Genomic DNA, 25,520 nt, shown 5'->3' with positions numbered 1-25,520 from the left:
CTGCACCTATGTGCGGCTTTTTTTTTCTGTCATAGTTTTTTAGATTGGCTCATAGCTTGTCTTAAGAACTTTATAGCTGGGAAGGGGTGGTAGGATGGAGTATATTATTGAAAATGCCAATATTCTTAAGGAAAAGGAACTTACAAAATCATCGCTGTTGATAAAAGGAAGCAACATTGCTGCAAAATTTGCTCAAATCCAGTATAAGAAACTAATGAGAATGAATGCAGAGCCTTTTATTATGACCCCATCTTACGTACTTTTAGATTCAAGTATCCCTCTAAATGCTTCCTATCAGGAATTTCGGAAATATATGATTGAGAATTTCCTTTTGAAAGGGTGTACCACCTTACTAACCTATATTCCGATTTCTTACGAAAGTGAATTAACAAAAAAAATTAATGAGACAAAAACAGCACTTATGAGCAGTCCAATTGACTTTCTTATTAGTGTGAAAATTCCTCTTCGCCTTTTAACTCCTTCATTTATTAGGAAGTGTAAGAAAGAAAGAGTTCCTGCAATTTTTATTGATGTAGATGATTTCGGTGAACTAACTAATATTCCATGGGGGTGGATTAGGGAGGCTCTTTTCCCCTATAATTGCCCGCTTGTTCCAATTATTTCTAATGAAGGAAAGAAGGAAGCAAGGTCAGTCGTGTCGAAATGGAAAGGTATAATGGAAAATGAAAAAATCCCTGCACTATATGAGGAACTAATAGAAAATCAACCATTGTCAAATAAAGTATTAAACAAAATTGGTTTATTTCCACAAAAGGCAAGCTTACTGCATGGAGCAGAAGTAAGCTATAATTTATATCTTAAAGCTAGAGAAATCATGAATGTTGATGAAGCGGCTTTATTTCTTTATCATAGTAATAGACTTGTAGTGACAGTAAACAAGGGAAAAGTAATACGAGCTGGGAAAGAGGTTTTATTTAAACCTGGATATGGAGAATATGTTAGGGTGCGTACCCCGTCTTACTTTGCATTATAGTCAATCAAGGGAACCGAGAGGATAGAGATCATGGACAGAATAAATAAAATTATCTCAATGTTGGAAAGCGGTCAACATATTGAAGCCATAAATGAATATAATGTTGTATTAACCAAAGGTCAGCCCGATGAAAAATTCATCCTTGCAGAAGAAATGTTTCAGTTTGGATTCTTAGATGAATCAAAGGTGCTAGTCGAAAATCTTTTGGCAATCTATCCTGAAGAGGGAGAACTCCTTGTCTTACTAGGTGAAATTTTAGTGGAGTCTGGGGATGAGGAACAAGCAATTCTTGAATTAGAAAAAATCTCTGAACATGACCCCAGCTTTGGACAATCTCTCTTGCTTTTAGCGGACCTTTATCAAGTCCAAGGATTATATGAGGTATGTGAAAGAAAATTGCAGAAAGCTAAAGACATCTTGCCAGATGAGGTTATCATTGATTTCGCTTTAGGCGAACTCTACAGTGAACAAGGGGAAGTAACGAAGGCATTAAAATCATATGAAGCAGTATTGAAGGAATATCATGAAATAGCAGGTGTAAGCATTTATCAACGAATGGCAGAGCTTTTAAGTGCCTCGGGAGAATTTGAAGAAGCCCTAGCTTATTATGACAAAGCAATCGATGAAAAATTAGAAATTAATACGCTATTCGGATATGCCTTTACAGCACTTCAAGCAGGTTATAATCGGACTTCAATTGAGAAATTCGAAGAGTTAAAAGGGCTTGACCCAGAATACCACTCCCTTTATTTACATTTAGCGAAGGCATACGAACGGGAAGAAGAACTTGAAAATAGTCTAACGGCAATCCAAGAAGGCATTAAGCAGGATGAATTTAATAAAGATTTATTTTTCTTTGGTGGTAAAGTTGCCCTTAAGCTTTCAAAACCAGAGTTAGCTGAACAGTATTTCCGTGAGGCACTTGCATTAGATCCAGGTTTTACAGAAGCGGCTCTTACACTAAATAAGCTATTTTTCCAACAAGAAAGGTATGAAGCAGTCATAGATTTAATCTCACAGCTGGATTTTATAGATGATGAAGAACCCCAGCTCCTTTGGGACGCTGCCCTTGCTTATGATAAGTTAGAAGAATATTCAGATGCATTAGACAAATATGAAAGTGCATATACTTTTTTTAAGAATAATGAAGCTTTTTTGAACGATTATGGTTATTTTCTAATTGAGGAAGGAAAAACCGACCTCGCTGCCGAAATTTTTAAACAGTTACAAAAAGGTGATCCTACAAATGGAGAATATGCTGATTTGCTTGACCGTCTATTAAGTAGAGAGAATTAATAAAAAGCTGAATATACAGAGGAGGGAAACTATATATGGCAACCCCTGTTTCTGTCAACGAGAAAAAGGACTTTATTCGTTGGTTTTTAAATCATTATCAATTAAAAAGAAGAGAGTGTGTTTGGATTCTTAATTATTTAATGAGTCACGACCAATTAATGGAGAAGGTTCATTTTGTAGAGCAAGCACAGTATTGTCCACGCGGTTTAATCATGTCGACCCACTGCGTTGATAAAGTACCATTTCGTTTTTATAAAGAAAATGTTATGACCACTGATGCTGAAAAATCCTTCCATGATATTCGGTTAAATCGTGACGAAGATATTTTTATCCAATTAAACTTTCATGCTTCTAATCAAGCTCATCAATATGCAGCTGTATTAGAAGAAAACCCATTTGTACCAAAACACCTGCAAGTGAATGAAAAAGACGGTATGGTAGCAGAACAATTTTTACAAAACAGCATTGAGCGGTTTCAACGAGAGAAGTTGCTTCAACTAATTGATGAAGCACTAGATAAGCAGGATAAAACGGCTTTTCGTGCATTAACTGAAAAGCTAAATCAACTAAAAGAAACAGAGAAGAATGGAAGCCTGCGATAAGCCGGCTTCCATTTTTTTTATATACTAAATTCTTTTCCCTATTTTTCTTTTATGTTTTTTTTGAAAAGTGATATGATAGAAGTAATGATGTGAAAAGGGCTGGTGTCATAAATGAAGTGGGTCTCAAAGGATATAGAAACATATTTAACTGCAAAAGAATACGTGGATACAGCAGTCATTCCCTTATACAGTGTTTCATTTGGGAATGAAATGAGGGAATCAGCCTCAGGTGCTGAATTTATTACGTTACTTACCAGTTACTTAGAAAGACAATTTACTGGAAGACTATTGTTACTCCCACCTTTTACATACTTAAAGAGTGATTATCCAGAAAACATAGTTCAGCAATTGAAGAAATGGGAAGAAAATATCGAGAAGAATGAATTTAAGCATATTTTTTACATAACTTCAGAGAGTGATTGGAAAATATATGAGAAGGAGCTGAAAGGTTCATTAATTTGGCTTCCGTCTCTGCCGCTTGAGCATTTAAATGATCAACAAAAGATTTCAATGATTGAGAGTCAAGTGAAGCAGCTGCTAAGCCTTTTTACGCAAAAGTGGAATGAAAATGAATAATTCTTTTCTGAATAACATGTTTTTAAAATAGTATGATATTGACCTAGGAAAAAGTTTGATATATCATTGTTATGTCCTAGTTTTATATGTGTTTAATTTATGTCCGATGGACTTAACTTGTGAATAGAGGGGGGATAAGCATGAGTAAGCATCGTGTATCAAGAAGACAATTTTTAACCTACACACTTACAGGTGTAGGAGGGTTTATGGCAGCAGGTATGTTAATGCCAATGGTTCGTTTTGCAGTTGATCCAGTATTAACGGTGGAAGCAGGTGGAGATTTTATTGCAACTCCATTGAAAATTTCCGACATTACAAGTGAACCACAACGAGTTGATTTCACGTTTGAGCAAAAGGATGCTTGGTATACTTCAGACGTTTCAAATACTGCCTGGGTTTATAAGGATGAACAGGATAACATAGTTGCCCTATCTCCTGTATGTAAACACTTAGGCTGTACAGTCGGCTGGGGGACTGGGGATAATCCAGAAGAATTCTTCTGTCCATGTCATTTTGGAAGGTATACAAAGGATGGAACAAACGTTAAGGGAACTCCGCCACTTGCACCATTGGATGTATATCCATTCCAAGAAAAAGATGGTTTACTTTATTTAGGTAAAGCTGAGCCTAAGAAAAAGGAGGCGTAATCATTGTTAAACAAAATTTACGATTGGGTAGATGAACGTTTAGATATTACGCCTTTGTGGCGCGATATCGCAGATCATGAAGTACCGGAGCATGTCAATCCTGCACATCACTTTTCTGCATTTGTTTACTGCTTTGGCGGTATGACATTCTTTGTTACTGTAATTCAAATTCTATCTGGTATGTTCTTAACGATGTATTATGTACCGGATATTAAAAACGCATGGGAGTCTGTATTCTACCTTCAAAACCAAGTAGCTTTCGGACAAATCGTACGTGGTATGCACCATTGGGGTGCTAGTTTAGTTATTGTAATGATGTTCCTACATACATTACGCGTTTTCTTCCAAGGCGCTTACAAAAAACCTCGTGAACTAAACTGGATTGTTGGGGTTCTTATTTTCTTCATCATGCTAGCTTTAGGTTTAACAGGTTATTTATTACCTTGGGATATGAAAGCGTTGTTTGCTACAAAAGTTACACTTCAAATTATTGAAGCAGTGCCGTTTATTGGTATACACCTGAAAACGTTACTGTCAGGTCATGAGACAATTGTTGGTGCTCAAACCTTAACTCGTTTCTTTGCGATTCACGTGTTCTTCTTACCTGCTGCTTTATTTGGCTTATTGGCAGCTCATTTCATGATGATTCGTAAACAGGGTATTTCTGGACCACTATAATACTCTTAATTGATTCTGATCTATTAATAATCTTAATTTACGAATAAAGGAGGGGGATTGTTCGATGCATCGCGGTAAAGGAATGAAATTCGTTGGCGACTCACGTGTATTGGCACCTGAGGCCCGTACGAAAAAGAATATTCCAAAGGATTACTCAGAATACCCTGGTAAAACAGAGGCATTTTGGCCTAACTTCCTTTTGAAAGAATGGTTGGTAGGTGCAGTATTTCTTGTTGGGATTTTATGTTTAACAGTTGCACATCCTAGTCCACTTGAAAGGATTGCGGATCCGTCTGATACAGGATATGTTCCAATGCCGGACTGGTATTTCTTATTCTTATATCAATTGCTAAAGTATGAATTTGCTGCTGGACCATACACAGTAGTTGGTGCGATGGTTATTCCTGGACTAGCTTTTGGAGCATTATTATTAGCTCCATTCTTAGATCGCGGACCAGAACGCCGTCCAAGCAAACGCCCATTAGCAACTGGATTTATGTTGTTAGCAATAGCTGCAATCACATTTTTAACATGGCAGGGTGCGTCTACCCATGACTGGGAAAAAGCAAAAGAATATGGTAAAATCGTAGCAACAGCTGACATTGACAAGACAACTGAAGAATACAAGCTTGCTTCAGATAATACTTGTTTATCTTGTCACGGTGATGCCTTCCAAGGTGGAGCAGCTGCACCAACTTTAATTAATACTGGATTATCTGCTGAGGAAATTGCAAAAATTGCCAAAGAAGGTAAGGGCAGTATGCCTCCTGGAGTTTTCAAAGGTGACGACGAACAGCTTAAAAAACTTTCTGAATACATCGCAAACTTAGGAAAAGAATAATAAATTAGTAAAAAGCTGACGGAACCTCGTCAGCTTTTATTATTAATAAAATAAATGAAAAGAGGTAGAGAAGTGAAATGGATTTATCCCCTCTTAGCAAATAGATCATTTTTATTACTATTGTTGATCATCAATATTGCCGGAACAATTTACGGGTATGTGTGGTATGGCTGGCAATTGAAAGAAACTCCAGCTATTTTTCTTATATTTGTTCCTGACAGCCCGACTGCTAGTCTGTTTTTTGTTTTTGTAGTCACTGCTTTCCTGTTAAAAAAGAATTGGCCACTTATGGAAGCACTTGCAATTGTTACTTTATTTAAGTATGGAATATGGGCTGTAGTAATGAATTTTCTAGTTTTTTTCGCACAGGGAGAGCTAGATTGGATTGGTGTTATGTTAATTTTCTCTCATTTTGCGATGGCAGTACAAGCAATATTGTATTCTCCCTTTTATCGTTTTAAATGGTGGCACCTGATAGTCACTGCGATTTGGACACTACATAATGATGTTATTGATTACGTATTTTTTATGCTGCCACGCTACCACATGTTAAATGAAGTTACACCAAAAATAGGTTATTTTACTTTTTGGCTATCGATTGTGTCAGTGGGTATTGGCTATTATTTTGTTATCCGCCCTAATCGATTTAAACTAAAATTAAAATAGTTTATTGATAGGATAAAAGATGGTCTAACCTTGTCCACCCTTTCATACATTTTAGTAATGATAGGGGGGACAAGGTTTGAAGTATAAATGGTTGCTAATATTTGTTGTTGTCATTATTCTCACTCCCATGACGGTAAGTGCCCATCAGCACACACCTATAGAGAAGCTAGATAATATCTCTGATGAAGCGCTGCATATGGTTAAATTTCAGAGATATGAAGATGGCAAAAAGCTGCTGAGTTACTTTTTAGAGCAATTCACGGATATCAAAAGCAAAGAACATACTTTTACGATGGATGAATTAAGAATTATTACCGTATCCCATGATGAGGCAATGGAAGCAGCAGCTAGCCCAAATATGGATTATGAGGAAAGGGTCCAAAAGCTAACGAAGTTTCGTCTTGTTGTTGACGCAATTGCGACTAGCCATCAACCTCTTTGGACCGAGATGAAGTCTCAGATTATGACCGCCTTCCAGGAGGCTAGAACCGCTGCCAGTACTGGTGATTCTGAACATTTCCACTCGAATTTTAATACTTTTATGTCCTTATACAATGTTATTTATCCAAGTATGAAAATTGATGTCTCTGCAGAAAATATTCAAAAAATAGATGCTCGTATCAATTTCATTGATGAATATCGTTCAGAGGTTGTTAGCAATATAAAAAGCCAAGAGGAATTAGAAAGCTTAGAAATGGATTTAAAGAATCTATTTGATAATATGGATGAGGATGAAGCAGATCCATCACTATGGTGGGTAATCATTTCAACAGGCAGTATTATCATCCTAACTTTAACTTATGTTGGCTGGAGAAAATATCAGGGTGAAAAAGAAATAAAAAAGAACCGTTCCAGAGTTCATAAGGATTAACTTACTCTCTGAACTCTCACCAAGAATAACGTCACCACTAGAAACTGGAGGTTCAACATGGGATTCTTAGTATATTTTCTTGTTATTATGTTAGTACCCCTTTGGGCTCAATTTAGAGTTAAGGGTACTTTTGTTAAATATTCTCATGTACCAAATTCAACCTATCGTACAGGGGCAGAAGTTGCTAGGGAAGTTCTAAATGCAAATGGTCTTTTTAATGTTGGTGTTGAAGAGGGAAGGGGATTTTTAAGTGACCATTACGATCCAAGATCAAAAACGGTAAGGTTATCCCCGGAAAACTATCGTAGCCATTCGATAGCTTCTACTGCTATCGCCGCCCACGAATGTGGACATGCAATCCAGGATGCACAAAGATACGCTTTTCTACGGTTTCGTCATGCATTAGTTCCAGTAGCGAATATTGGCTCAAATTTTTCATGGGTACTTGTGTTGATTGGGATCTTTTTTCAAATGAGTGGGTTGTTGTTAATAGGAATACTGTTTATGGCAGCGGCAGTTCTTTTTCAAGTTATTACATTACCAGTTGAATTTAATGCCTCCAACCGTGCAATGGACCAAGTTGTTACTTTAGGGCTAATCCGTAATGAGGAAGAGCGGAATGCTAGGAAGGTTTTAAATGCAGCTGCATTAACATACGTAGCAGCAGCGGCAGTAGCTGTGTTGGAGTTATTGAGGCTTGTCCTAATCTTTACTGGTATGAATAAAAGTAACGACTAAAAAAGCAATGTCCGAAAAATGGACATTGCTTTTTTAGCTGTATAGCGCAAGCGGCCTAGGGGCTCTCAGGTCATAAGCCAATCCGTCAAGAAGGTTAAAGAACAACCTTCTCGCCGGCTCGTCTAGACTCACGCCCCTGGGAAAAATTGAACTGCATTTTTCCTTGAGCAAGGCGCTTGCGCTTTTCTATATTTCGATCGGCTTTTTATTTTCATCAAGTGTAAATCCTTCACCATGAACATCATGGACAATCGTTACAGAAACAAACGCATGTGGGTCAACGGAAGTAATTAAATTTTTCAAACGGACAATTTCATTTTTGGCTACAACACAATATAATACTTCTCTTTCTATTTTTGTAAATGAACCATACCCCTTTAGAACCGTCACGCCTCTATCCATTTCTTCCATAATCTTTTTCGCAATATCATTATTTCGATCAGAAACAATCATCGCACCCCTTGCCGTATAGGCACCTTCTTGAATAAAATCAATGACCCTAGCTCCAATAAATACTGCTACTAGTGTATACATTGCCTCTTTATAATTGAGATAGGTAATAACAGATGCCCCAATTACACCTATGTCAAAAATAAACATGGTCCTCCCCATACTCCAACCCGCATATTTCTGGACAAGTCGTGCAATGATATCGACGCCACCAGTCGTACCACCGTAGCGGAAGATAATTCCTAATCCAATTCCCAGAAAAACACCCGCAAATAGTGCAGCCAGCAATAAGTCATCCTTTAGCGGCATATCAATGGGAAAGCGCTGGAATATCCATAGAAAGACGGAAAGACCAACCGTACCTAGAAGCGTGTAAATAAAAGCATTTCTGCCGAGCAACTTCCAGCCAATAAAAAAGAGAGGGATATTTAAAATTAAGTTTGTATAAGATGGATCCCATTTGAACATGAAATATAGAAGAAGGGTTATACCAGTAAAGCCTCCTTCGGCAAGTTTATTCTGCATATTAAAATTGACCAGTCCAAAAGACATTATCGCTGTTCCAATTAAGATAAATAAAATGTTCTTCATTTTAAGGCCAAATATCATTATCTTTACTCCTCTACCACAATTTTCCTTAGCCAGCGGCTTTTATTATAGCGAATTAATAATCGAAGAGCAATTTTAAGCAGGAAAGTGATTCTTAATGCGAAAATATTTGTAAAACTAACCTTTTTTAGCTAATGTATTTAGTATAGTTGTTTTGCAATGAATAAAAGAGGTGAAAAGGTGTGGTCAATGGCAAATCTATCAAAGACCTGCAGAAGGAAGTAGATACATACATAAGTCAATTTAAGGAAGGGTACTTTAGTCCACTTGCGATGGTAGCCCGACTCACAGAAGAGCTTGGTGAGCTTGCTAGAGAAGTCAATCATCAATATGGTGAAAAGCCTAAGAAATCCAGCGAAACAGAAAAGGCTATTGAGGAGGAACTGGGAGATCTTCTTTTTGTCATTATTTGCTTGGCCAATTCTTTAAATATTGACTTGGAAGAGGCCCATGATTATGTCATGAACAAGTTTAATACCAGAGACAAGGATCGCTGGACAAGGAAAGAAGAGAAGGATGAGGAGTGAAAAGATTTGGAAACAGTGAAAATTATTATTGCGGGACCACGAGGACGGATGGGGAGCGAAGCCGTCAAAATGGTAACCAATACGGAACATTTTGAGTTAATCGCAGCAGTTGACCATAAACACGATGGTCACATGTTAAGTGACTTAGAGGGTTTCCATTCAATCAATAATGTCCCCATTTATTCAAGCATTGAGAAGTGCCTGCAGAATGTTGAAAGTGATGTATTAATTGACCTAACTACACCTGAAGTTGGTATGCATCACGCCAGAACAGCACTTCAGCATAATGTGAGACCTGTCGTGGGTACTACTGGCTTTACAAAAGCTGACTTAGAAGAGTTGGAGCTTATCTGTAAGGAAAAGAAACTAGGCTGTATAATAGCACCAAATTTTGCTCTTGGTGCTGTGTTAATGATGAAGTTTTCACAAATGGCTGCCAAGTATTTTAATGATATAGAAATAATTGAACTTCACCATGATCAAAAACTTGACGCTCCATCTGGCACAGCTGTTAAAACTGCTGAAATGATGAATGCGGTAAGAGACTTCAAACAACAGGGCCATCCTGAAGAGAAAGAAACAATTAGTGGTGCAAGGGGTGCAGATTTTAACGGAATGCACATTCATTCAGTAAGACTGCCAGGTTTAATAGCACATCAACAGGTTTTATTTGGTTCAGATGGTCAAACGCTATCCATTCGTCATGATTCCTATAATCGTGCCTCTTTTATGTCTGGTGTGAAAATAGCAGTAGAGACGGTAATGAAGCAGGACCTTTTTGTATATGGACTTGAAAATATTCTAGAATAGGAGCACTACCATGAATATAGCCTTGATAGCACATGATAATAAAAAGAATGACCTTGTACAATTTGCTACAGCTTACCAAACTATCTTTTCAGAACACACCCTTTTTGCAACGGGTACTACCGGACTTAGAATACAAGAAGCAACAGGATTACCCATTACTAGATTTCAATCCGGCCCTCTAGGCGGAGATCAAGAAATCGGAGCAATGATTGCAAAAAATAAAATGGATGCCATTTTCTTTTTTAGGGATCCACTAACAGCTCAGCCGCATGAACCTGATGTAACAGCACTAGTTCGCCTCTGTGACGTGTATTCTATACCGCTAGCTACAAATATGGGGACTGCTGAACTGCTGATTAGAGGATTAGACGAAGGCTTTTTAGAATGGAGAAATATTGTTCACAAGAACGGTGAAAGTGATGAGCGATAAGCCCTTACATATTTTAGCCTTCGGTGCCCATGCTGATGATGTCGAGATTGGCATGGGAGGAAGCATCGCAAAACTGACAGCTAGAGGATACAGAATTGGGATTTGTGATTTAACGGAAGCTGATCTTTCTTCAAACGGGACGATAGAGTTAAGAAAAGCGGAAGCAACGAAAGCAGCTGAAATATTAGGAGTATCAAAGAGATTGTCACTTGCGTTTCCAGATAGGGGACTCTTTCTGCAGGAGGAATTCATTCGGAAGATTGCTTTCGTTATTAGAAGCTATCAACCACAAATTGTCTTTGCTCCTTACTTTGAAGACCGCCATCCTGATCATGGAAACTGCGCCCGCCTTGTGGAAGAGGCGGTCTTTTCTGCGGGAATAAGGAAATACCGAACTGAGGATAGCCAAGCACCCCATAAGGTTTCAAAAATGTATTTTTATATGATAAATGGCTTCCATAAGCCAGATTTCACCATTGATATCTCTGATACAATGGAGTTGAAAATTGCATCCTTGAGAGCTTATAAAAGTCAATTTGAGCAAACTGAAAATAGTGTTAAAACACCACTAGTAAATGGTTATATCGAAACCGTTGAGGCAAGAGAAAGGCTATTTGGTCAGCAAGTAGGAGTTGATTTTGCAGAAGGGTTTAAATCAAAGGTGCCAATCCTCTTGGATCGTGACTTGATGGGAGATTGAAAATGAGGAAACTGAAAATTGGGATTACCTGTTATCCTACTGTTGGCGGCTCTGGTGTGGTGGCGACAGAATTAGGGAAAATGTTAGCGGAGAAAGGGCATGAAATCCATTTTATCTCTTCTAGCATGCCGTTTAGACTTAATAGGATGTATCATAATATTTTTTATCATCAGGTTGAAGTGAATCAATACTCTGTTTTTCAATACGCACCCTATGATATTGCTCTAGCTAGTAAGATGGCTGAGGTAGCTAATAGAGAAAATCTAGACATTCTCCATGTCCATTATGCGATTCCACATGCTGTTTGCGCAATCTTGGCAAAACAGATGTCAAAAGTGGATGTAAAGATTGTCACTACTCTGCATGGAACAGACATAACCGTTCTTGGGTATGATCCATCCCTGACAGAAGCAATTAAATTTGGAATTGAAAAATCTGATGTAGTAACGGCTGTTTCAACTTCTTTAATTGAACAGACCAAAGAACTAATTCAGCCAGACAAACAAATAGAAACGGTCTATAACTTTATTGATGAAAGAATTTATCAAAAAAGAGACTCGAATCATTTAAAGAAGGAATTTGGAATTAAAGAAAATGAAAAAGTCGTCATCCATGTTTCCAATTTCCGACCCGTTAAACGTGTTCAGGATGTTGTAAAAACGTTTGCTAAGATTTCTGCTGCTATGCCGGCAAAACTTTTGCTTGTTGGTGATGGCCCTGAAATGACGCCTGTTTGCAGGCTTGTAAAGAAATTAGGATTAACAAATAAAGTTCACCTTTTAGGTAAGCAGGAAAACCTTGACGAATTATACTCCATCAGTGATATAAAACTGTTATTATCGGAAAAAGAAAGCTTTGGGCTGGTGGCTCTCGAGGCAATGGCCTGTGGTGTACCATGTATTGGAACGAATGTTGGCGGATTACCTGAAGTCATTCAGCATGGAAAGACAGGATACATTTGTGAATTAGGGGATATTGACGATATTTCGAAGAAAGCTATCATGCTAATAAGTAATCAACAAATGCATGAACAATTTGCCACTAATGGATTATCTGTAGTGAAAACAAAATTTAGAGCCGAACAAATTGTCGGTAAATATGAGCAATTATATTATAAGCTCTTAAATTAAGGATGATTGGGATGAAGGAGCCTTTTTTAGCAGCTGTACCAGTCTTAGAGAGGATCGAGACTGCTGGTTTTGAAGCATATTTTGTGGGGGGGTCTGTCAGGGACTTCCTTTTAAATAAAGTAATTAATGACGTTGATATTGCCACCTCAGCAACCCCCGTAGAAGTAAAACAGATATTTTCGAAAACTGTCGATATTGGAATCGAGCATGGTACAGTCCTTGTTTTATATCAAAATCAGGGATATGAAATTACTACCTTTCGAAGTGAAGCAGAATACGAGGATTTTCGGAGACCGAAGGAAGTTGCTTTTATTAGGAGCCTAACAGAAGATTTGCAGCGAAGAGATTTCACCATGAATGCCATTGCGATGGATAAAGAAGGAAATCTTATTGATCCATTTCAAGGACAATTGGCAATCCTAAATCAGGTCATTCAAACGGTTGGAGAAGCAGAGGACCGATTTCAAGAGGATGCACTAAGAATGATGCGTGCTGTTCGTTTTGTTAGTCAGTTGTCGTTCAAAATTGAAGAAGAAACACAAAATGCACTGATAAAATTGGTACACTTACTTGAACATGTTGCTGTTGAACGAAAACAAACGGAGTTCGAAAAACTTCTCTCTGGTATAAATCGAAGACAAGCTTTGGAATTAATTCTTCAAACCAATATGTATTCCTACTTACCAGGTTTATCAAATCAAGAGGATAGCATTAGGTTAGTATTAGCGTATGAGGTTGAACGGCTATCCACTCGTGAAATGTGGGCATTATTCATATTCTGTCTAAAAGTAGAAAAAAAAGAAATAGAAGAATTTCTCAGAGGCTGGCGAATCCCTTTGAAGGAAATTAGGGAGATTCAGCTTATTTTACATTACTTATATAAGAGATTCGAAACAAGTTGGACTACATATGATTTGTATACCGCAACGAAGGACATTTTCGTATCATCTGAAATTCTATATCTTGTAATTAGCGGAATCGAAGGTAATGATACCATTCAGCACTTTATCCGACTGTATGAAGCTCTTCCAATAAAAGAACGATCAGAAATGGACTTAACAGGTAATGACTTAATGAACTGGTTTGATAAAAGCGGCGGACCTTGGTTGAAAGAGCTATTGCATAAGGCTGAACAAGCGATTTTAGATGGCAGGGTTAAGAATAATAAAAAATCCATAAAGGAGTGGCTGATGGCGTGCAATCACAACTAAGGAAAGAATTACTTGATGCTTTTACAAATGCTGGCGGTTCATACTTATCTGGCCAGCATATAGCCGAGTTACTTGGCTGCTCCAGGACAGCTGTATGGAAGCATATTGAAGAGCTCCGAAAAGAAGGTTTTGAATTGGAAGCAGTACGCCGAAAAGGGTACCGAATTGTAAAAACGCCAGAAAATATAACAGCTGATGAAGTAAGATTAGGTTTAAAAACAAAATTTATTGGTAGAAGTATCCATTATGAAGAAAGTGTAGAATCTACACAAAAGATTGCACACCGATTAACCTATGAAGATGCACCTGAAGGGACCGTAATTATTGCGGAAGAACAGCTGTCAGGCCGCGGAAGAATGAACCGGAAATGGCATTCACCTAAATATACAGGCATTTGGATGAGTATTATCTTAAGACCAAACATCCCACTGCCAAAAGCTCCTCAATTAACACTTTTAGCAGCGGTGGCAATTGTTCAGGCAATTGAAGACCTTACCGGGCTGCTTCCTGAAATAAAATGGCCCAATGACATCCTAATCAATGGGAAAAAGGTAACGGGTATTCTAACTGAACTTGAAGCTGAGGCTGATCGTATTAATTCAATCATCATAGGTATTGGAATGAATGTGAATCAAACAAAAGAAGACTTCCCACCTGAATTACAGAGCATAGCTACTTCTCTCCTTATTGAGAAAGGTGAAAAAATATCCCGTGCTGACGTAATTAAGGGCATCTTTATGAATCTTGAAAAATTATATTTACTCTACCTAGAAGAAGGTTTCCTTCCAATTAAACTTTTATGGGAAAGTTATGCCATCAGTATTGGCAGGAAGATTACTGCCCGTACACTGACTCATACAATTGTGGGGAAAGCCCAAGGTATTACAAATGATGGAGTTTTAATGATTGAAGATGAACAGGGAAAAATCCACCAAGTGTATTCCGCTGATATAGAAGTATGAAATAATATCTTGCGGTTTTCTGAGTTTTTTCTTATAATTCAAATAATGGGCGGTATCCTTCAAGAGCTGCACCTGAAACTATTTTTCATAATTTAAAAGGTTTCTGCCTAGATCCGTAGCACGGACCGGGACAGAGGGATAGAACACGTGAAAGAGTACCAAGATCCTCTGCCTTCAGAAGGGTCTTTTTTGCGCTCTTTTTTAATCCCCTCTTCCTATAAAAAGGAGGGAATGTTGATGAAGCAAAGTACAGATTTCTTGAAAATGAAAGAAAATAAAGAAAAGATTGTCATGCTTACTGCGTACGATTATCCATCTGCAAAACAAGCAGAACAGGCAGGAGTCGATTTAATTTTAGTTGGAGACTCACTTGGGATGGTCGTCCTAGGATACGATTCCACAGTACCCGTGACGATGGAAGATATGATTCATCACGCTAAGGCAGTAAAACGAGGAGCTAAGGATACGTTTATTGTCGTAGATATGCCATTCTTAACCTATCATTTGTCTATTAAAGATACAATGCTAAATGCAGGCAGATTGATTCAGGAAACAGGTGCTCACTCCGTAAAGCTTGAAGGAGCAGATGATGTAATTGAAAAGATTTCAGCTCTTACTAAGGCTGGAATTCCAGTTTGTAGCCATCTTGGATTAACTCCTCAATCCGTTGGCGTATTAGGCGGTTATAAAGTTCAAGGAAAAGACGCAAAAGCAGCTATGAAATTGTTGGAGGATGCAAAAAAGTGTGAAGAAGCAGGGGCATTCGCAATCGTGCTTGAATGTGTACCAAAGCAGCTTGCAGAGGAAGTATCAAAACATGTATCCGTACCTATTATTGGAATTGGGGCAGGAGCAGATGTGGATGGCCAAGTACTCGTCTATCATGATATTTTAGGGTATGGTGTGGAGAGAGTTCCAAAGTTCGTAAAGCAATATTACAACCTAAATCCATTCATTGTTGAATCCATACAAGCGTATGTAAAGGAAGTGAAATCTGAACAGTTTCCTGAAGATAAACACTCCTTTACGATGAAAGAACGTGAACTTAGCGGACTTTACGGAGGTCGTAAATGAGAGTCATTACCACGATAAAGGAAATGCAAGCAGAAATAAAGAAACTGAAATCTCAATCAAAATCAATTGGGTTCGTGCCAACCATGGGGTTTTTACATGAAGGTCACCTAACTCTATTAAATAAAGCAAGAATAGAAAATGATAGTGTTGTTTTAAGTATTTTTGTTAATCCACTGCAATTTGGACCAACAGAGGACTTTTCAACCTATCCTAGAGATTTTGCCAGAGATCAATCATTGGCTGAATGTGAAGGGGTAGACATCATTTTTTATCCATCGGTAGAGGAAATGTATCCCCATTCATCATCTGTTAGAGTCATCGTTCAGGACCGTACAGATGTTATGTGCGGAAAGTCTAGACCAGGCCATTTTGATGGAGTGGCGACTGTTTTAACAAAGCTTTTTACTATTGTGATGCCAACTAGAGCTTATTTCGGGATAAAGGATGCACAGCAAGTTGCCGTAGTTGAGGGATTAATTTCCGATTTTAATTTTCCAATTGAATTAATTGCTGTAGACATTGTTCGCGAAGTAGATGGCCTTGCAAAAAGCTCTCGTAATGTTAATCTCCTGCCTGAAGAAAGGTCAGAGGCAGTAGTCCTCTATAAAAGCTTGACTGCCGCTAAAAATGCCATAGAGGGAGGAGAACGGAACCCTCAAACAATTAAGAACCTAGTTTCAGGCATAATCCATTCAGAAACCCAAGGACAAATTGATTATGTAGAAATCTACTCATATCCTCAATTAAAAGAAATTGAGAATTTAGAAGGCACTTGTATCATTGCGCTTGCTGTTAAATTTTCAAAGGTTCGATTAATAGATAATATCATCATAACTGTTAGGCAGGAAATTGGAGGAGAAAAATAATGTTTCGGCACATGATGAATGGGAAAATCCACCGTGCTACAGTAACGGAGGCTAATCTAAATTATGTTGGAAGTATTACAATAGATGAAGATTTGCTAGATGCCGTGGGTATGGTGGCTAATGAAAAGGTTCAGATTGTTAATAACAATAATGGCGCTAGACTTGAAACGTATATCATTCCTGGAGAAAGAGGCAGCGGTGTGGTTTGTTTAAATGGGGCGGCTGCCCGGTTAGTTCAAAAAGGTGATATTGTAATTATCATTTCATATTGCTTAGTTCCGGAAGAAAAAATTCAAAACCATCAGCCAAAAGTGGCCATTATGGATGAATGTAACAAGATAAAAGAAATGATCAATGCTGAACCTGCATTAACCATTATGTAACGAATCCCCTTTTCAGGGATTCAGGCTGTCGAGAAACTCTCGACAGTCTTTTATTTTGGCTCTTTTCGTATAGAATGTTGTTTTATGTATACAAATGGACCGTTCCTTTTCGCTACAGGTGCTTGCTTTCCGCGGGGAGGAAGTCGAGCCTCCTCGACGCTGCGCGTCTGTGGGGTCTCGACTTTTCCTCTACATCCCGCAGGAGTCAAGCACCTTTCGCTCCAATCCACTCTTTGCTTTCAATATTGATAAAAGCATCTATCTGTTAGAAAAGAGCCTTTATTTTCAATAACTTTATCGATTCACTGCGTTAATTTATAAATATTATTAATGTTAATAGGACGGTGAATTAAATGTATAAGGCAAAAAAAGAGATACAAAAAAACGATCCTGTACCCCATCATCAACTATCAGTTGGAAACGGCGACCCCGTTTTAAAGATACGAACATGCCACACACATAGCTAGGTTGGAAAAAGGTGTGTGGCAATCTTAAGGTTAATTCTCCCCTGTTGATTGGAGCGGAAGGTGCGAAGACTCCTGCAGGAGTACGGAACAGGGGAGACCCCACAGGCGCTTTAGCGCCGAGGAGGCTCCCCGCAATGCCTGCGGAAAGCGAAGCACCTGGAGCGGAAATCAACAGGACAGTGTGCAGGAACGTATCTAATGTTTTTTTTATGGGGAGGCTCAGACAAAATTAAAAATTGCCGAGAAAAGTAACCTTTCTCGACAATCTGAATCCCTTTTTCGGGGATTTTTTCTTTTTTTATGTTTATTTTATATACTGTAAGTATGGTTTTCTTTTTCTTTTACCTTTTTTGTGATACCGTTTTAATGAAGGTCTGAGGTGTTATGTAGAATGTTAAATAAATTCGTTGTAGTAGACTTGGAAACTACAGGAAATAATCCTAAAAAAGGGGATAAAATAATCCAATTTGCTGCTGTGGTCATTGAAGACGGAAAAATCACAGAAAGCTTCTCATCCCTTATCAATCCCAAAAGATCAATTCCTGCATTTATAGAAGAATTGACTCACATAGACGATGAAATGGTAAAGGACTCGCCATTATTTGCAGAAATAGCTCCGAAGGTTAACTCATTATTAGAAGGTGCTTATTTCGTCGCTCATAATGTTTTATTCGATTTGTCATTTTTACAGGAAGAATTAATTCAAGCAGGATTTGAAGGATTCTACGGATCTGTCCTTGATACAGTTGAAATGGCGAGAATCCTCTTTCCTACTGCTGATGGCTATAAACTTTCTGACTTAGCTGCAAGAGAGGACCTACAGCATGATCGGCCCCATCAGGCTGATAGTGATGCACAGGTGACTGCAGAACTTTTTCTAATACTTGTAAATCGGTTATTTCAATTACCTTTGTTGACTCTCAATCAGCTTTCACAGCTTTCAGGAGGACTGAAAAGTGATTTACAACAATTGATTGATGAAATCATTTTGGAAATAGATCCAAGCAGTCAAAAATGGCATGAATATCTTGAAATATGTAATACACTTGCTCTGAAAAAGATTGAAAGTCATTCATCCACAACAAACAGGCAATATAAGAATGATTATCAATTTCCAATAAGTGAAGAAGAAAAAATGAAAATGGTTAATAAAGGCTTTACATCCTATGAAAAGAGAATCGGACAATTTCAAATGATGGATGGAGTTTACCAGTCTTTCCATTCTGGAATACATACACTCATTGAGGCAGGAACGGGTGTAGGGAAATCTTTAGGATATCTGTTGCCCGTTGCGTATTTTGCAAAGGAGAGCGGGCTCCCTGTCGTGGTTAGTACACATACCATTCAGCTTCAAGAGCAAATCATTCAAAATGAAATGCCTTTGTTAGCAAAAATTCTTCCTTTTGAAGTAAAATCTGTTTTGCTGAAGGGTAGAAACCATTATATTTCTCTTGAGAAATTTGCCCTGTCCTTATTGGAGGAAAATGATAATTACGATACGACATTAACGAAAATGCAAATTCTTGTTTGGCTGACAGAAACTAATACCGGTGATCGGGATGAACTGAATCTTTCTAGTGGCGGTAATATTTTCTGGAATAAAATCAAGAATGAACAAACAATTTTTGCGATGAACAAACTTTGGCAGGAGAAGGATTTTTATATACGGGCAAAGAACGAGGCCGAGGCTGCGGATATTATTATTACCAATCATTCGCTGTTATTAAGTAATCTTTCAGCAGAAAAAACATTTTTGCCAGAGTTTGAATATGCCATTATCGATGAAGCGCATCATTTTGAAAAGGTTGCAAGCCAATATTTTGGCACAACCTTAGATTACCTCACAACTCGTTTGCTGCTAAGTCAATTTGGCCAATATGAACAACGACTTTTATTTCATGAGCTGGAATCCATCCTTGATGGCCTACTCGGAAATAAAGAGGATTTAACTCCAACAATAAAAATAAATCAACTTATTGGAGATCTTTCCTATGAAATGGATGAATTTTTTAAGTTGACTGCCCATTATGCAAAATCCAGCTCTACTGAAAGAAGAGGCTTAAATCGGGCAAAGGTTCGGTTTTCACGTGAAAAGGAAGGCAAAGAGAAAACAGCTCTTATCCATAGTGCAGAACGGTTTGCCTTTCTTCTAAAGGATTTACAGAATGCAATCAATGAGCGTTTAGAAATCATTAAGAATCATAAAGAACGAATAACAAGTAAGCAAAAAGGAAAAATGGAAGAAATCATTTCCTTTACTAACGATTTAGAAGAACTAAAACACACCGTTCAAGATTGCTTTCTTAAAGAATCGAATGATGTAAGGTGGATTGAAATCGATTTTCGTTCACAACAGAATGTAACCACCTTTTATGCCCAGCCTGCATTCGTAGCGGCCTCACTAAAAGAGAGGTTCTTTAATGTAAAAAAGGGTGTTGTTTTAACTTCAGCTACTCTAACCATTAACAATTCGTTTGACTACATGCTAAAAGAAATTGGACTCGCCCAAGACAATATTGTGAAAATGGTTATACCTTCACCTTTTGATTATAAAAATCAGGTAAAACTATTAATACCAGAAGATTTACCAGAGGTGAATGCAACTGGATTAGAGGATTACGTAATTGCGATTACTGAGCATATAATCACGGTCGCAGAGGCAACAAAGGGCAGGATGCTAATTCTTTTTACGGCTCACGATATGTTAAAGAAAACATATGAGCTGATTAAAGAAAGTGGTTTTCTAAATGATTTTGCAATGATTGCGCAAGGGATAACAAGCGGCAGCCGCTCGAGATTAACTAGGAACTTCAAAAGGTATGAGAAAGCAATTTTACTGGGGACTAGCAGCTTCTGGGAAGGGGTAGATATTCCGGGTGAAGACCTATCCTGTTTAATTATTGTCAGATTGCCATTTAGCCCGCCGGACGAACCGCTGACAGAAGCTAAATGTCAAATCATCAAACAACAGGGTGGAAATGCCTTTACCGAGTATTCTTTACCAGAAGCAATTCTCAGATTTAAACAGGGGTTTGGGCGTCTAATCCGCAGTGATAAAGACAGGGGAATCATGATGGTTTTTGATAAAAGAATCATTACAGCAAAATATGGAAAGGATTTTTTAAAGTCAATACCACCCGTACCGATGAAAAAAGGGAATATTGACGAATTAGTCGAAATAATTTACAAGTGGCTATAATGAAATTGGGAAAAATTACACATCCTATTAGTATGGAGGTATGTGTATGAGAAAATTATTACTTGTGGCAGCGATTTTTTTTCAATTAACTTCAATTGGAAGAGCCTCTTCATATGATTATGGTAATGTAGAAAGTATCGATTTGAATTTGAAGGACCATGAAATTGCTGTCACTTTTTTGGGCTTAGGTGACGGAGAAGCGACCCTTATTCAAGGCTCCAATGGAGAGAATATCTTGGTTAATACGGGTGGAGAAGATACAAGTGATGAATTGCGCGAAGTGCTCAAAACTTACGGCGTTAAAGAAATTTCAACCCTAATTATTACGAACACTCAAAATCTTTTTCTTGACCAACTTACGCAAATCATTTCAAAATATAAGGTAGAGCAATTGATTGTAACAGCTGAAATAGCAAAGGAATTAACGAATATGTCACCTTCCTTTACGGAAGTTAAAGTGATTCCCTGGTCCGAAGGAACAACACAAGTCCTTTTCCCGGATTTGTCTGCAGAGGTTCTATATGCAGGAAAAGGAGAAACTGAGGGAATAGATTTTACGCTGCAATTTTTTAAGCATCGTCTTTTTCTAATGACCTCGTCTAGTCAACAAGTGGAAGAAAATTTATTAAAGAGAAGTTTAGATGATGTTACTATTTTTAAAGTGCCAAACTGGGCGAAGGAAGATTCGTTATCGGAGAAATTAATTCAACATGTTAATCCGCAAATTTCAATTCTATTTGAATCAGAACAGTATCTGCCTGACCCCAATATTATCTATGACCTGCAAGATACATGGTCCGAAGTCTATTTTACAAAAAAACATGGGACCATTACGATAAAATTTACTGAAAATAACTATGAAGTATTCACTTTTCCAGTAGAAAAGGAAGACTATAGCTGATATTATTGCTTTAAAGAGATAAAGGAGGCATACAATGGAATCGAAAATAGAAGTCCTCTCAAGTGTTAAACTTCAGCATAGTCCTGAACTTTACAAAATTGTTGACGCACTTAATCGAACATTAAAACAAAAGGACTTAATGTTTGGACTAGCACTCGATCAAGAAGATCAAAGTAAAGCTATATTTACCATTTATCGTACATAAAAGAAGTGGAGTACAATGAAAAAAATTATCTTATTTCTAGTATTATTTATAGTAATTTGTGTTGGTGTTTTTGTTAAAGTATATGCAACTGCCCAAGAACCTCTAAATGTTGCAGAACAAAAGGCTGTTGCCTTGGCAAAGGAAAAGGTCGAGCTTAACGATGTCGAGGATTTTCATATTTATCATGGGACAGAGACTGTTAATGTCTTAGAGGGAAAAAACAAAAAAGGGGAAAATATTATTGTTTGGATCCCTGAGAAAAGTAAGAAAGTAATTTGGGATAAACAGAAAAACGGTATTTCAAAAGAAGATGCTGTCCAAAGACTGTTGGAAGAAAAAAATCCCCAAAAGATTATTTCCGTTAAATTAGGAATGGAAAATAATATCCCATTATGGGAAATATATTACCGTTCTGAAAATAATTTAATAAATTATTATTATGTTCATTTTAAAACAGGTGAATGGCTAAAAAAAATCGAAAATTTATAGCTATTGGGAGCAGGAGGAATAGAAATGGCAGTGAAATTAGCAAACAGAGTTATGGCGCTTACACCGTCAACCACATTAGCAATTACAGCAAAGGCGAAAGAATTAAAGGATCAAGGGGAAGATGTAATTGGTTTAGGTGCGGGTGAACCTGATTATAACACTCCACAACATATCTTAGACGCAGCAGTACGGTCTATGAATGAAGGACATACGAAGTACACCCCTTCTGCAGGCTTACCGGCCCTAAAGAAGGCAATCATTGAAAAATTAGAAAGAGACCAAGGGCTTTCCTATAAACCAAATGAAATCATTGTAGGGAACGGAGCAAAACATGTTTTATATACACTTTTTCAAGTTCTTTTAAATGACGGTGATGAAGTCGTAATTCCAACCCCTTACTGGGTAAGTTATCCCGAACAGGTTAAATTAGCCGGTGGCGTTCCTATATACGTAGAAGGATTTGAGTCGCAGCAATTTAAGATTACGCCTCAACAATTAGAGGCAGTTATTACTGAGAGAACGAAAGCAATTATTATCAATTCTCCAAGTAATCCTACAGGCGTTATTTATTCCGCCGAAGAATTGCGGGAATTAGGCAAATTATGTGTTGAAAGAGATATTTTAATCGTATCTGATGAGATTTATGAAAAGCTCATTTATGGTGAACATAAGCATGTATCCATTGCACAGTTATCTCCTGAATTAAAGGAACAAACAATTGTCATTAATGGTGTTTCAAAATCTCACTCCATGACAGGCTGGCGTATTGGTTATGCTGCAGGGAATAAAGAGATGATAGAGGCAATGACAAACTTAGCGAGTCATAGCACCTCTAATCCAACCACAACTGCTCAGTATGCCTCTATAGCTGCCTATAATGGTCCACAAGAGCCAGTTGAAGAAATGCGGCAGGCATTTGAACATCGTTTAGAAGTTATCTATGAGAAACTGGTCGGTATTCCAGGGTTCACTTGTGTGAAACCTCAAGGTGCATTTTATTTATATCCAAATGTAAAGGCTGCAGCTGAATTAACAGGATTTCAGAATGTGGATGCATTTGTTGAAGCTTTACTTGTGGAAGCAAAGGTAGCGGTAATCCCTGGCTCTGGGTTTGGTACACCAGATAATATCCGTCTTTCCTATGCAACCTCCCTTGACCTCTTAGAAGAGGCAGTGGCGAGAATAAAGGATTTTGTTGAAGCTAAAAGTCAACGCTAAAATATTGGATTTTTAATAAAAAGTCTGCGATTGCAGGCTTTTTGCTTTTCTAATAATATCTGGATATTTCAATCCTCTTACTGTGAGAGGATGTTCATGTTATACTAAGCAAGAGGTGTCGCAAACAATGAAAACAAATATATTATCATGGCTTCAGGAAGGTAATATAACGGTTCCTGCTTTATTATTTTCAGAGTACCGAAATATGAATCTTAATGAATATGAACTTGTTCTTTTATTAAATATTATGACTTTTATAGAAAAGGGAAATGACTTTCCCACTCCAGAAGAGTTATCAGCTCGGATGACGATTACTGTATCAGAATGTAACGAGATGCTGCGAAGATTAATCCAAAAAGGGTTTATACAAATAATAGATGAATACTCTTCAGAGGGAATTAGGTTTGAGAAATACTCTGTAGGGCCTCTATGGGAAAAACTTGTAGACCAGTTTTTAATTAAAAATAAACAAACTCAAGAGGTCACTAAGAAAGCAGACGAAAGTGACCTATACACATGCTTCGAGAAGGAATTTGGACGCCCATTATCCCCGTTTGAGTGTGAATCACTAGCAATGTGGATGGATGATGACCACCACGATCCTATCATCATTAAGGCAGCATTACGAGAATCGGTGATGTCAGGAAAGTTAAATTTCCGCTATATTGACAGGATTCTTTTTGAATGGAAAAAGAATGGCATAAAGACAATTGAACAGGCGAAAAATCATGGGCGAAAGTTTCGACAAAAGCAGACGCCAAATCGACCAGCACAAGATTCTCAAGCCTCTACAACCAATTCAGTTCCCTTTTACAACTGGCTGGAGCAATAAAGTTTACTAAACGAGAGGAGAATTTCTCTCGTTTGTTTCCATTTACATTACTAACTGGCAGGTGAAATTTCTTTGTTAAACAATACACAAATTCGATTTTGTCTAGATCAAATGGGTGAGATGTTTCCTGATGCTCATTGTGAATTAGTACATTCAAATCCTTTTGAGCTTGTAATTGCGGTAGCATTGTCTGCACAATGTACGGATGTTCTCGTCAATAAGGTTACCAAGGAATTATTTAAGAAATACAAAACGCCAGAGGATTATTTAGCTGTTCCTCTAGAAGAACTGCAAAATGATATTCGCTCGATTGGACTCTATAGAAATAAAGCTAAGAATATTCAGAGTCTGGCCAGGCTATTATTGGATGAATATAACGGTGAAGTACCTAGGGATCGTGATGAGTTAACGAAATTTCCTGGTGTAGGAAGAAAAACGGCAAATGTGGTCGTGTCAGTGGCTTTTAATATTCCCGCTATTGCAGTGGATACTCATGTTGAAAGAGTCAGTAAGCGGCTTGGTATATGCCGCTGGAAGGATTCTGTGCTCGAAGTGGAAAAAACATTAATGAAGAAGGTACCAAAGGACGAGTGGTCTGATACGCATCACAGATTAATATTCTTTGGCCGCTACCATTGTAAAGCTCAAAACCCACAATGCCCAAGCTGTCCTTTATTAGAGCTGTGCAGGGAAGGGAAAAAGAGAATGAAAGGAAGGGAAGTCGTGAATGGATAATCAGCTAATCATCCCCTTCTTGGAAGAATTGGAATTAGAGGCTCTGGATGAAAATGTAGACCAAACCATTTCAAATCTATTATTGGATTGGGAAAAAATAAAAATTGAACTTGAGACACTTTATCGGAATCGAGATCAAAAATCTACAGTACAAGGGATGAAGAAAGGAATTGGCTTGTTCATTCAATTTTTATATTTGTCCAATAATAGAAGAATTAATTCTAAGGAATCTATTTCAATAAATCAATTAGAGATAACACCGGTCAATCTCGATGAAAGATTAGCTTATATCCTTTCGAGGCCGAACCTGTTTCATTCTTATCGCCAGCTTTCTGAGTTGATGACAGAACAAGCAAAACAATATGCAAAGAAAAATATCGTAAAAAAGCGTCTAAGCCAAAAGGGCTAGACGC

29 protein-coding genes are annotated in these 25,520 nt (G+C 37.7%); 28 read left to right on the top strand and 1 reads right to left on the bottom strand.

Annotated elements, in window-relative coordinates:
* Positions 1-94: 94 nt before the first annotated feature.
* From M3189_RS16260 to M3189_RS16215, 10 genes are all read left to right on the top strand, one after another.
* Positions 95-994 carry a hypothetical protein gene (locus tag M3189_RS16260; RefSeq protein ID WP_251635259.1) on the top strand — a complete coding sequence of 300 codons (900 nt, stop codon included), beginning with the start codon at positions 95-97 and terminating at the stop codon, positions 992-994.
* 30 nt (positions 995-1,024) lie between these two features.
* Positions 1,025-2,290: a tetratricopeptide repeat protein gene (locus M3189_RS16255; RefSeq protein WP_251635256.1), complete on the top strand. Its 1,266-nt coding sequence runs from the start codon at positions 1,025-1,027 to the stop codon at positions 2,288-2,290.
* Between the two features lie 35 nt (positions 2,291-2,325).
* Positions 2,326-2,892 carry a ReoY family proteolytic degradation factor gene (locus M3189_RS16250; protein WP_251635254.1) on the top strand — a complete coding sequence of 189 codons (567 nt, stop codon included), beginning with the start codon at positions 2,326-2,328 and terminating at the stop codon, positions 2,890-2,892.
* Between the two features lie 111 nt (positions 2,893-3,003).
* On the top strand, positions 3,004-3,468 hold the full coding sequence (locus tag M3189_RS16245; protein WP_251635252.1) for a YpiF family protein: 465 nt from the start codon (positions 3,004-3,006) through the stop codon (positions 3,466-3,468).
* Positions 3,469-3,608: 140 nt separating this feature from the next.
* Entirely contained in the window at positions 3,609-4,115 is a 507-nt protein-coding gene (locus M3189_RS16240; protein ID WP_285889696.1) for a ubiquinol-cytochrome c reductase iron-sulfur subunit, read from the top strand.
* 3 nt (positions 4,116-4,118) lie between these two features.
* Positions 4,119-4,793 carry a menaquinol-cytochrome c reductase cytochrome b subunit gene (gene qcrB, locus M3189_RS16235; RefSeq protein ID WP_251635250.1) on the top strand — a complete coding sequence of 225 codons (675 nt, stop codon included), beginning with the start codon at positions 4,119-4,121 and terminating at the stop codon, positions 4,791-4,793.
* Positions 4,794-4,857: 64 nt separating this feature from the next.
* Positions 4,858-5,634: a menaquinol-cytochrome c reductase cytochrome b/c subunit gene (locus tag M3189_RS16230; protein WP_251635248.1), complete on the top strand. Its 777-nt coding sequence runs from the start codon at positions 4,858-4,860 to the stop codon at positions 5,632-5,634.
* A gap of 72 nt (positions 5,635-5,706) precedes the next feature.
* Positions 5,707-6,300, top strand: a complete 594-nt coding sequence (locus M3189_RS16225) for a DUF1405 domain-containing protein (protein WP_251635246.1) — start codon at positions 5,707-5,709, stop codon at positions 6,298-6,300.
* A gap of 76 nt (positions 6,301-6,376) precedes the next feature.
* Positions 6,377-7,171 (top strand): sporulation protein YpjB, encoded by a 795-nt coding sequence (ypjB, locus tag M3189_RS16220; RefSeq protein ID WP_251635244.1) that lies wholly within the window; start codon positions 6,377-6,379, stop codon positions 7,169-7,171.
* 57 nt (positions 7,172-7,228) lie between these two features.
* The gene (locus M3189_RS16215; protein WP_251635242.1) at positions 7,229-7,909 is read left to right on the top strand and encodes a zinc metallopeptidase; all 681 of its coding nucleotides are present in this window, start codon (positions 7,229-7,231) and stop codon (positions 7,907-7,909) included.
* Between the two features lie 186 nt (positions 7,910-8,095).
* Here M3189_RS16215 and M3189_RS16210 read toward each other — a convergent pair whose 3' ends face one another.
* The gene (locus tag M3189_RS16210; RefSeq protein ID WP_251635240.1) at positions 8,096-8,968 is read right to left on the bottom strand and encodes a YitT family protein; all 873 of its coding nucleotides are present in this window, start codon (positions 8,966-8,968) and stop codon (positions 8,096-8,098) included.
* A gap of 182 nt (positions 8,969-9,150) precedes the next feature.
* On the opposite strand from M3189_RS16210, the gene M3189_RS16205 reads away from it, so the two are divergent.
* From M3189_RS16205 to M3189_RS16120, 18 genes are all read left to right on the top strand, one after another.
* Entirely contained in the window at positions 9,151-9,495 is a 345-nt protein-coding gene (locus M3189_RS16205) for a nucleotide pyrophosphohydrolase (RefSeq protein ID WP_251635238.1), read from the top strand.
* A gap of 6 nt (positions 9,496-9,501) precedes the next feature.
* Entirely contained in the window at positions 9,502-10,305 is an 804-nt protein-coding gene (gene dapB, locus M3189_RS16200) for a 4-hydroxy-tetrahydrodipicolinate reductase (protein WP_251635236.1), read from the top strand.
* Positions 10,306-10,315: 10 nt separating this feature from the next.
* Positions 10,316-10,735, top strand: a complete 420-nt coding sequence (mgsA, locus tag M3189_RS16195) for a methylglyoxal synthase (protein WP_251635234.1) — start codon at positions 10,316-10,318, stop codon at positions 10,733-10,735.
* Complete coding sequence (gene bshB1, locus M3189_RS16190; RefSeq protein ID WP_251635232.1) at positions 10,725-11,435, top strand: bacillithiol biosynthesis deacetylase BshB1; 711 nt, start codon at positions 10,725-10,727, stop codon at positions 11,433-11,435. Before mgsA ends, bshB1 begins: the two co-directional genes overlap by 11 nt.
* A gap of 2 nt (positions 11,436-11,437) precedes the next feature.
* Positions 11,438-12,565, top strand: a complete 1,128-nt coding sequence (gene bshA / locus M3189_RS16185) for an N-acetyl-alpha-D-glucosaminyl L-malate synthase BshA (RefSeq protein WP_251635230.1) — start codon at positions 11,438-11,440, stop codon at positions 12,563-12,565.
* Positions 12,566-12,576: 11 nt separating this feature from the next.
* Complete coding sequence (locus M3189_RS16180) at positions 12,577-13,776, top strand: CCA tRNA nucleotidyltransferase (protein ID WP_251635228.1); 1,200 nt, start codon at positions 12,577-12,579, stop codon at positions 13,774-13,776.
* The gene (locus M3189_RS16175; protein WP_251635226.1) at positions 13,761-14,738 is read left to right on the top strand and encodes a biotin--[acetyl-CoA-carboxylase] ligase; all 978 of its coding nucleotides are present in this window, start codon (positions 13,761-13,763) and stop codon (positions 14,736-14,738) included. The genes M3189_RS16180 and M3189_RS16175 overlap by 16 nt, the downstream gene beginning before the upstream one ends.
* A 237-nt stretch (positions 14,739-14,975) precedes the next feature.
* Positions 14,976-15,812: a 3-methyl-2-oxobutanoate hydroxymethyltransferase gene (gene panB / locus M3189_RS16170; protein ID WP_251635224.1), complete on the top strand. Its 837-nt coding sequence runs from the start codon at positions 14,976-14,978 to the stop codon at positions 15,810-15,812.
* Positions 15,809-16,678, top strand: coding sequence for a pantoate--beta-alanine ligase (panC, locus tag M3189_RS16165; protein ID WP_251635222.1), 870 nt, complete (start codon positions 15,809-15,811; stop codon positions 16,676-16,678). The genes panB and panC overlap by 4 nt, the downstream gene beginning before the upstream one ends.
* Positions 16,678-17,061, top strand: a complete 384-nt coding sequence (gene panD / locus M3189_RS16160) for an aspartate 1-decarboxylase (protein WP_251635212.1) — start codon at positions 16,678-16,680, stop codon at positions 17,059-17,061. The genes panC and panD overlap by 1 nt, the downstream gene beginning before the upstream one ends.
* 858 nt (positions 17,062-17,919) lie before the next feature.
* Positions 17,920-20,727, top strand: coding sequence for an ATP-dependent DNA helicase DinG (gene dinG, locus M3189_RS16155; protein ID WP_251635210.1), 2,808 nt, complete (start codon positions 17,920-17,922; stop codon positions 20,725-20,727).
* Positions 20,728-20,773: 46 nt separating this feature from the next.
* Positions 20,774-21,628, top strand: coding sequence for a ComEC/Rec2 family competence protein (locus M3189_RS16150; protein ID WP_251635207.1), 855 nt, complete (start codon positions 20,774-20,776; stop codon positions 21,626-21,628).
* A 34-nt stretch (positions 21,629-21,662) separates the two neighbouring features.
* Positions 21,663-21,833, top strand: a complete 171-nt coding sequence (locus tag M3189_RS16145; RefSeq protein WP_251635205.1) for a YpmA family protein — start codon at positions 21,663-21,665, stop codon at positions 21,831-21,833.
* A gap of 15 nt (positions 21,834-21,848) precedes the next feature.
* Complete coding sequence (locus M3189_RS16140) at positions 21,849-22,322, top strand: DUF5590 domain-containing protein (protein WP_251635203.1); 474 nt, start codon at positions 21,849-21,851, stop codon at positions 22,320-22,322.
* A 24-nt stretch (positions 22,323-22,346) separates the two neighbouring features.
* A complete protein-coding gene (locus tag M3189_RS16135; RefSeq protein ID WP_285889694.1) occupies positions 22,347-23,540 on the top strand; it encodes a pyridoxal phosphate-dependent aminotransferase in 1,194 nt (397 codons plus the stop codon).
* Between the two features lie 127 nt (positions 23,541-23,667).
* Positions 23,668-24,372 (top strand): DnaD domain-containing protein, encoded by a 705-nt coding sequence (locus tag M3189_RS16130; protein WP_251635201.1) that lies wholly within the window; start codon positions 23,668-23,670, stop codon positions 24,370-24,372.
* A gap of 72 nt (positions 24,373-24,444) precedes the next feature.
* Positions 24,445-25,107, top strand: a complete 663-nt coding sequence (gene nth / locus M3189_RS16125; protein ID WP_251635199.1) for an endonuclease III — start codon at positions 24,445-24,447, stop codon at positions 25,105-25,107.
* Positions 25,100-25,516 (top strand): YpoC family protein, encoded by a 417-nt coding sequence (locus M3189_RS16120; RefSeq protein WP_251635197.1) that lies wholly within the window; start codon positions 25,100-25,102, stop codon positions 25,514-25,516. Before nth ends, M3189_RS16120 begins: the two co-directional genes overlap by 8 nt.
* Positions 25,517-25,520 lie beyond the last annotated feature (4 nt).

The sequence above is a fragment of the Neobacillus niacini genome (assembly GCF_023715415.1).
GTDB lineage: Bacteria > Bacillota > Bacilli > Bacillales > Cytobacillaceae > Neobacillus > Neobacillus niacini_C.
The sequence above is the reverse complement of the archived record's forward strand: the minus strand, read 5'-3'. Positions and strand labels throughout refer to the sequence as shown.

What these genes read in the sequence shown, in the direction of transcription:
- M3189_RS16215 (WP_251635242.1), top strand. Translation starts at nt 7,229, where the DNA reads ATGGGATTCTTAGTATATTTTCTTGTTATTATGTTAGTACCCCTTTGG.
- M3189_RS16150 (WP_251635207.1), top strand. Translation starts at nt 20,774, where the DNA reads ATGAGAAAATTATTACTTGTGGCAGCGATTTTTTTTCAATTAACTTCA.
- M3189_RS16245 (WP_251635252.1), top strand. Translation starts at nt 3,004, where the DNA reads ATGAAGTGGGTCTCAAAGGATATAGAAACATATTTAACTGCAAAAGAA.
- M3189_RS16250 (WP_251635254.1), top strand. Translation starts at nt 2,326, where the DNA reads ATGGCAACCCCTGTTTCTGTCAACGAGAAAAAGGACTTTATTCGTTGG.
- panC (WP_251635222.1), top strand. Translation starts at nt 15,809, where the DNA reads ATGAGAGTCATTACCACGATAAAGGAAATGCAAGCAGAAATAAAGAAA.
- M3189_RS16255 (WP_251635256.1), top strand. Translation starts at nt 1,025, where the DNA reads ATGGACAGAATAAATAAAATTATCTCAATGTTGGAAAGCGGTCAACAT.
- panB (WP_251635224.1), top strand. Translation starts at nt 14,976, where the DNA reads ATGAAGCAAAGTACAGATTTCTTGAAAATGAAAGAAAATAAAGAAAAG.
- bshA (WP_251635230.1), top strand. Translation starts at nt 11,438, where the DNA reads ATGAGGAAACTGAAAATTGGGATTACCTGTTATCCTACTGTTGGCGGC.
- M3189_RS16260 (WP_251635259.1), top strand. Translation starts at nt 95, where the DNA reads ATGGAGTATATTATTGAAAATGCCAATATTCTTAAGGAAAAGGAACTT.
- M3189_RS16210 (WP_251635240.1), bottom strand. Translation starts at nt 8,968, where the DNA reads ATGATATTTGGCCTTAAAATGAAGAACATTTTATTTATCTTAATTGGA.
- M3189_RS16180 (WP_251635228.1), top strand. Translation starts at nt 12,577, where the DNA reads ATGAAGGAGCCTTTTTTAGCAGCTGTACCAGTCTTAGAGAGGATCGAG.
- M3189_RS16140 (WP_251635203.1), top strand. Translation starts at nt 21,849, where the DNA reads ATGAAAAAAATTATCTTATTTCTAGTATTATTTATAGTAATTTGTGTT.
- M3189_RS16145 (WP_251635205.1), top strand. Translation starts at nt 21,663, where the DNA reads ATGGAATCGAAAATAGAAGTCCTCTCAAGTGTTAAACTTCAGCATAGT.
- bshB1 (WP_251635232.1), top strand. Translation starts at nt 10,725, where the DNA reads ATGAGCGATAAGCCCTTACATATTTTAGCCTTCGGTGCCCATGCTGAT.
- dinG (WP_251635210.1), top strand. Translation starts at nt 17,920, where the DNA reads ATGTTAAATAAATTCGTTGTAGTAGACTTGGAAACTACAGGAAATAAT.
- panD (WP_251635212.1), top strand. Translation starts at nt 16,678, where the DNA reads ATGTTTCGGCACATGATGAATGGGAAAATCCACCGTGCTACAGTAACG.
- M3189_RS16135 (WP_285889694.1), top strand. Translation starts at nt 22,347, where the DNA reads ATGGCAGTGAAATTAGCAAACAGAGTTATGGCGCTTACACCGTCAACC.
- M3189_RS16120 (WP_251635197.1), top strand. Translation starts at nt 25,100, where the DNA reads ATGGATAATCAGCTAATCATCCCCTTCTTGGAAGAATTGGAATTAGAG.
- M3189_RS16240 (WP_285889696.1), top strand. Translation starts at nt 3,609, where the DNA reads ATGAGTAAGCATCGTGTATCAAGAAGACAATTTTTAACCTACACACTT.
- M3189_RS16130 (WP_251635201.1), top strand. Translation starts at nt 23,668, where the DNA reads ATGAAAACAAATATATTATCATGGCTTCAGGAAGGTAATATAACGGTT.
- mgsA (WP_251635234.1), top strand. Translation starts at nt 10,316, where the DNA reads ATGAATATAGCCTTGATAGCACATGATAATAAAAAGAATGACCTTGTA.
- M3189_RS16230 (WP_251635248.1), top strand. Translation starts at nt 4,858, where the DNA reads ATGCATCGCGGTAAAGGAATGAAATTCGTTGGCGACTCACGTGTATTG.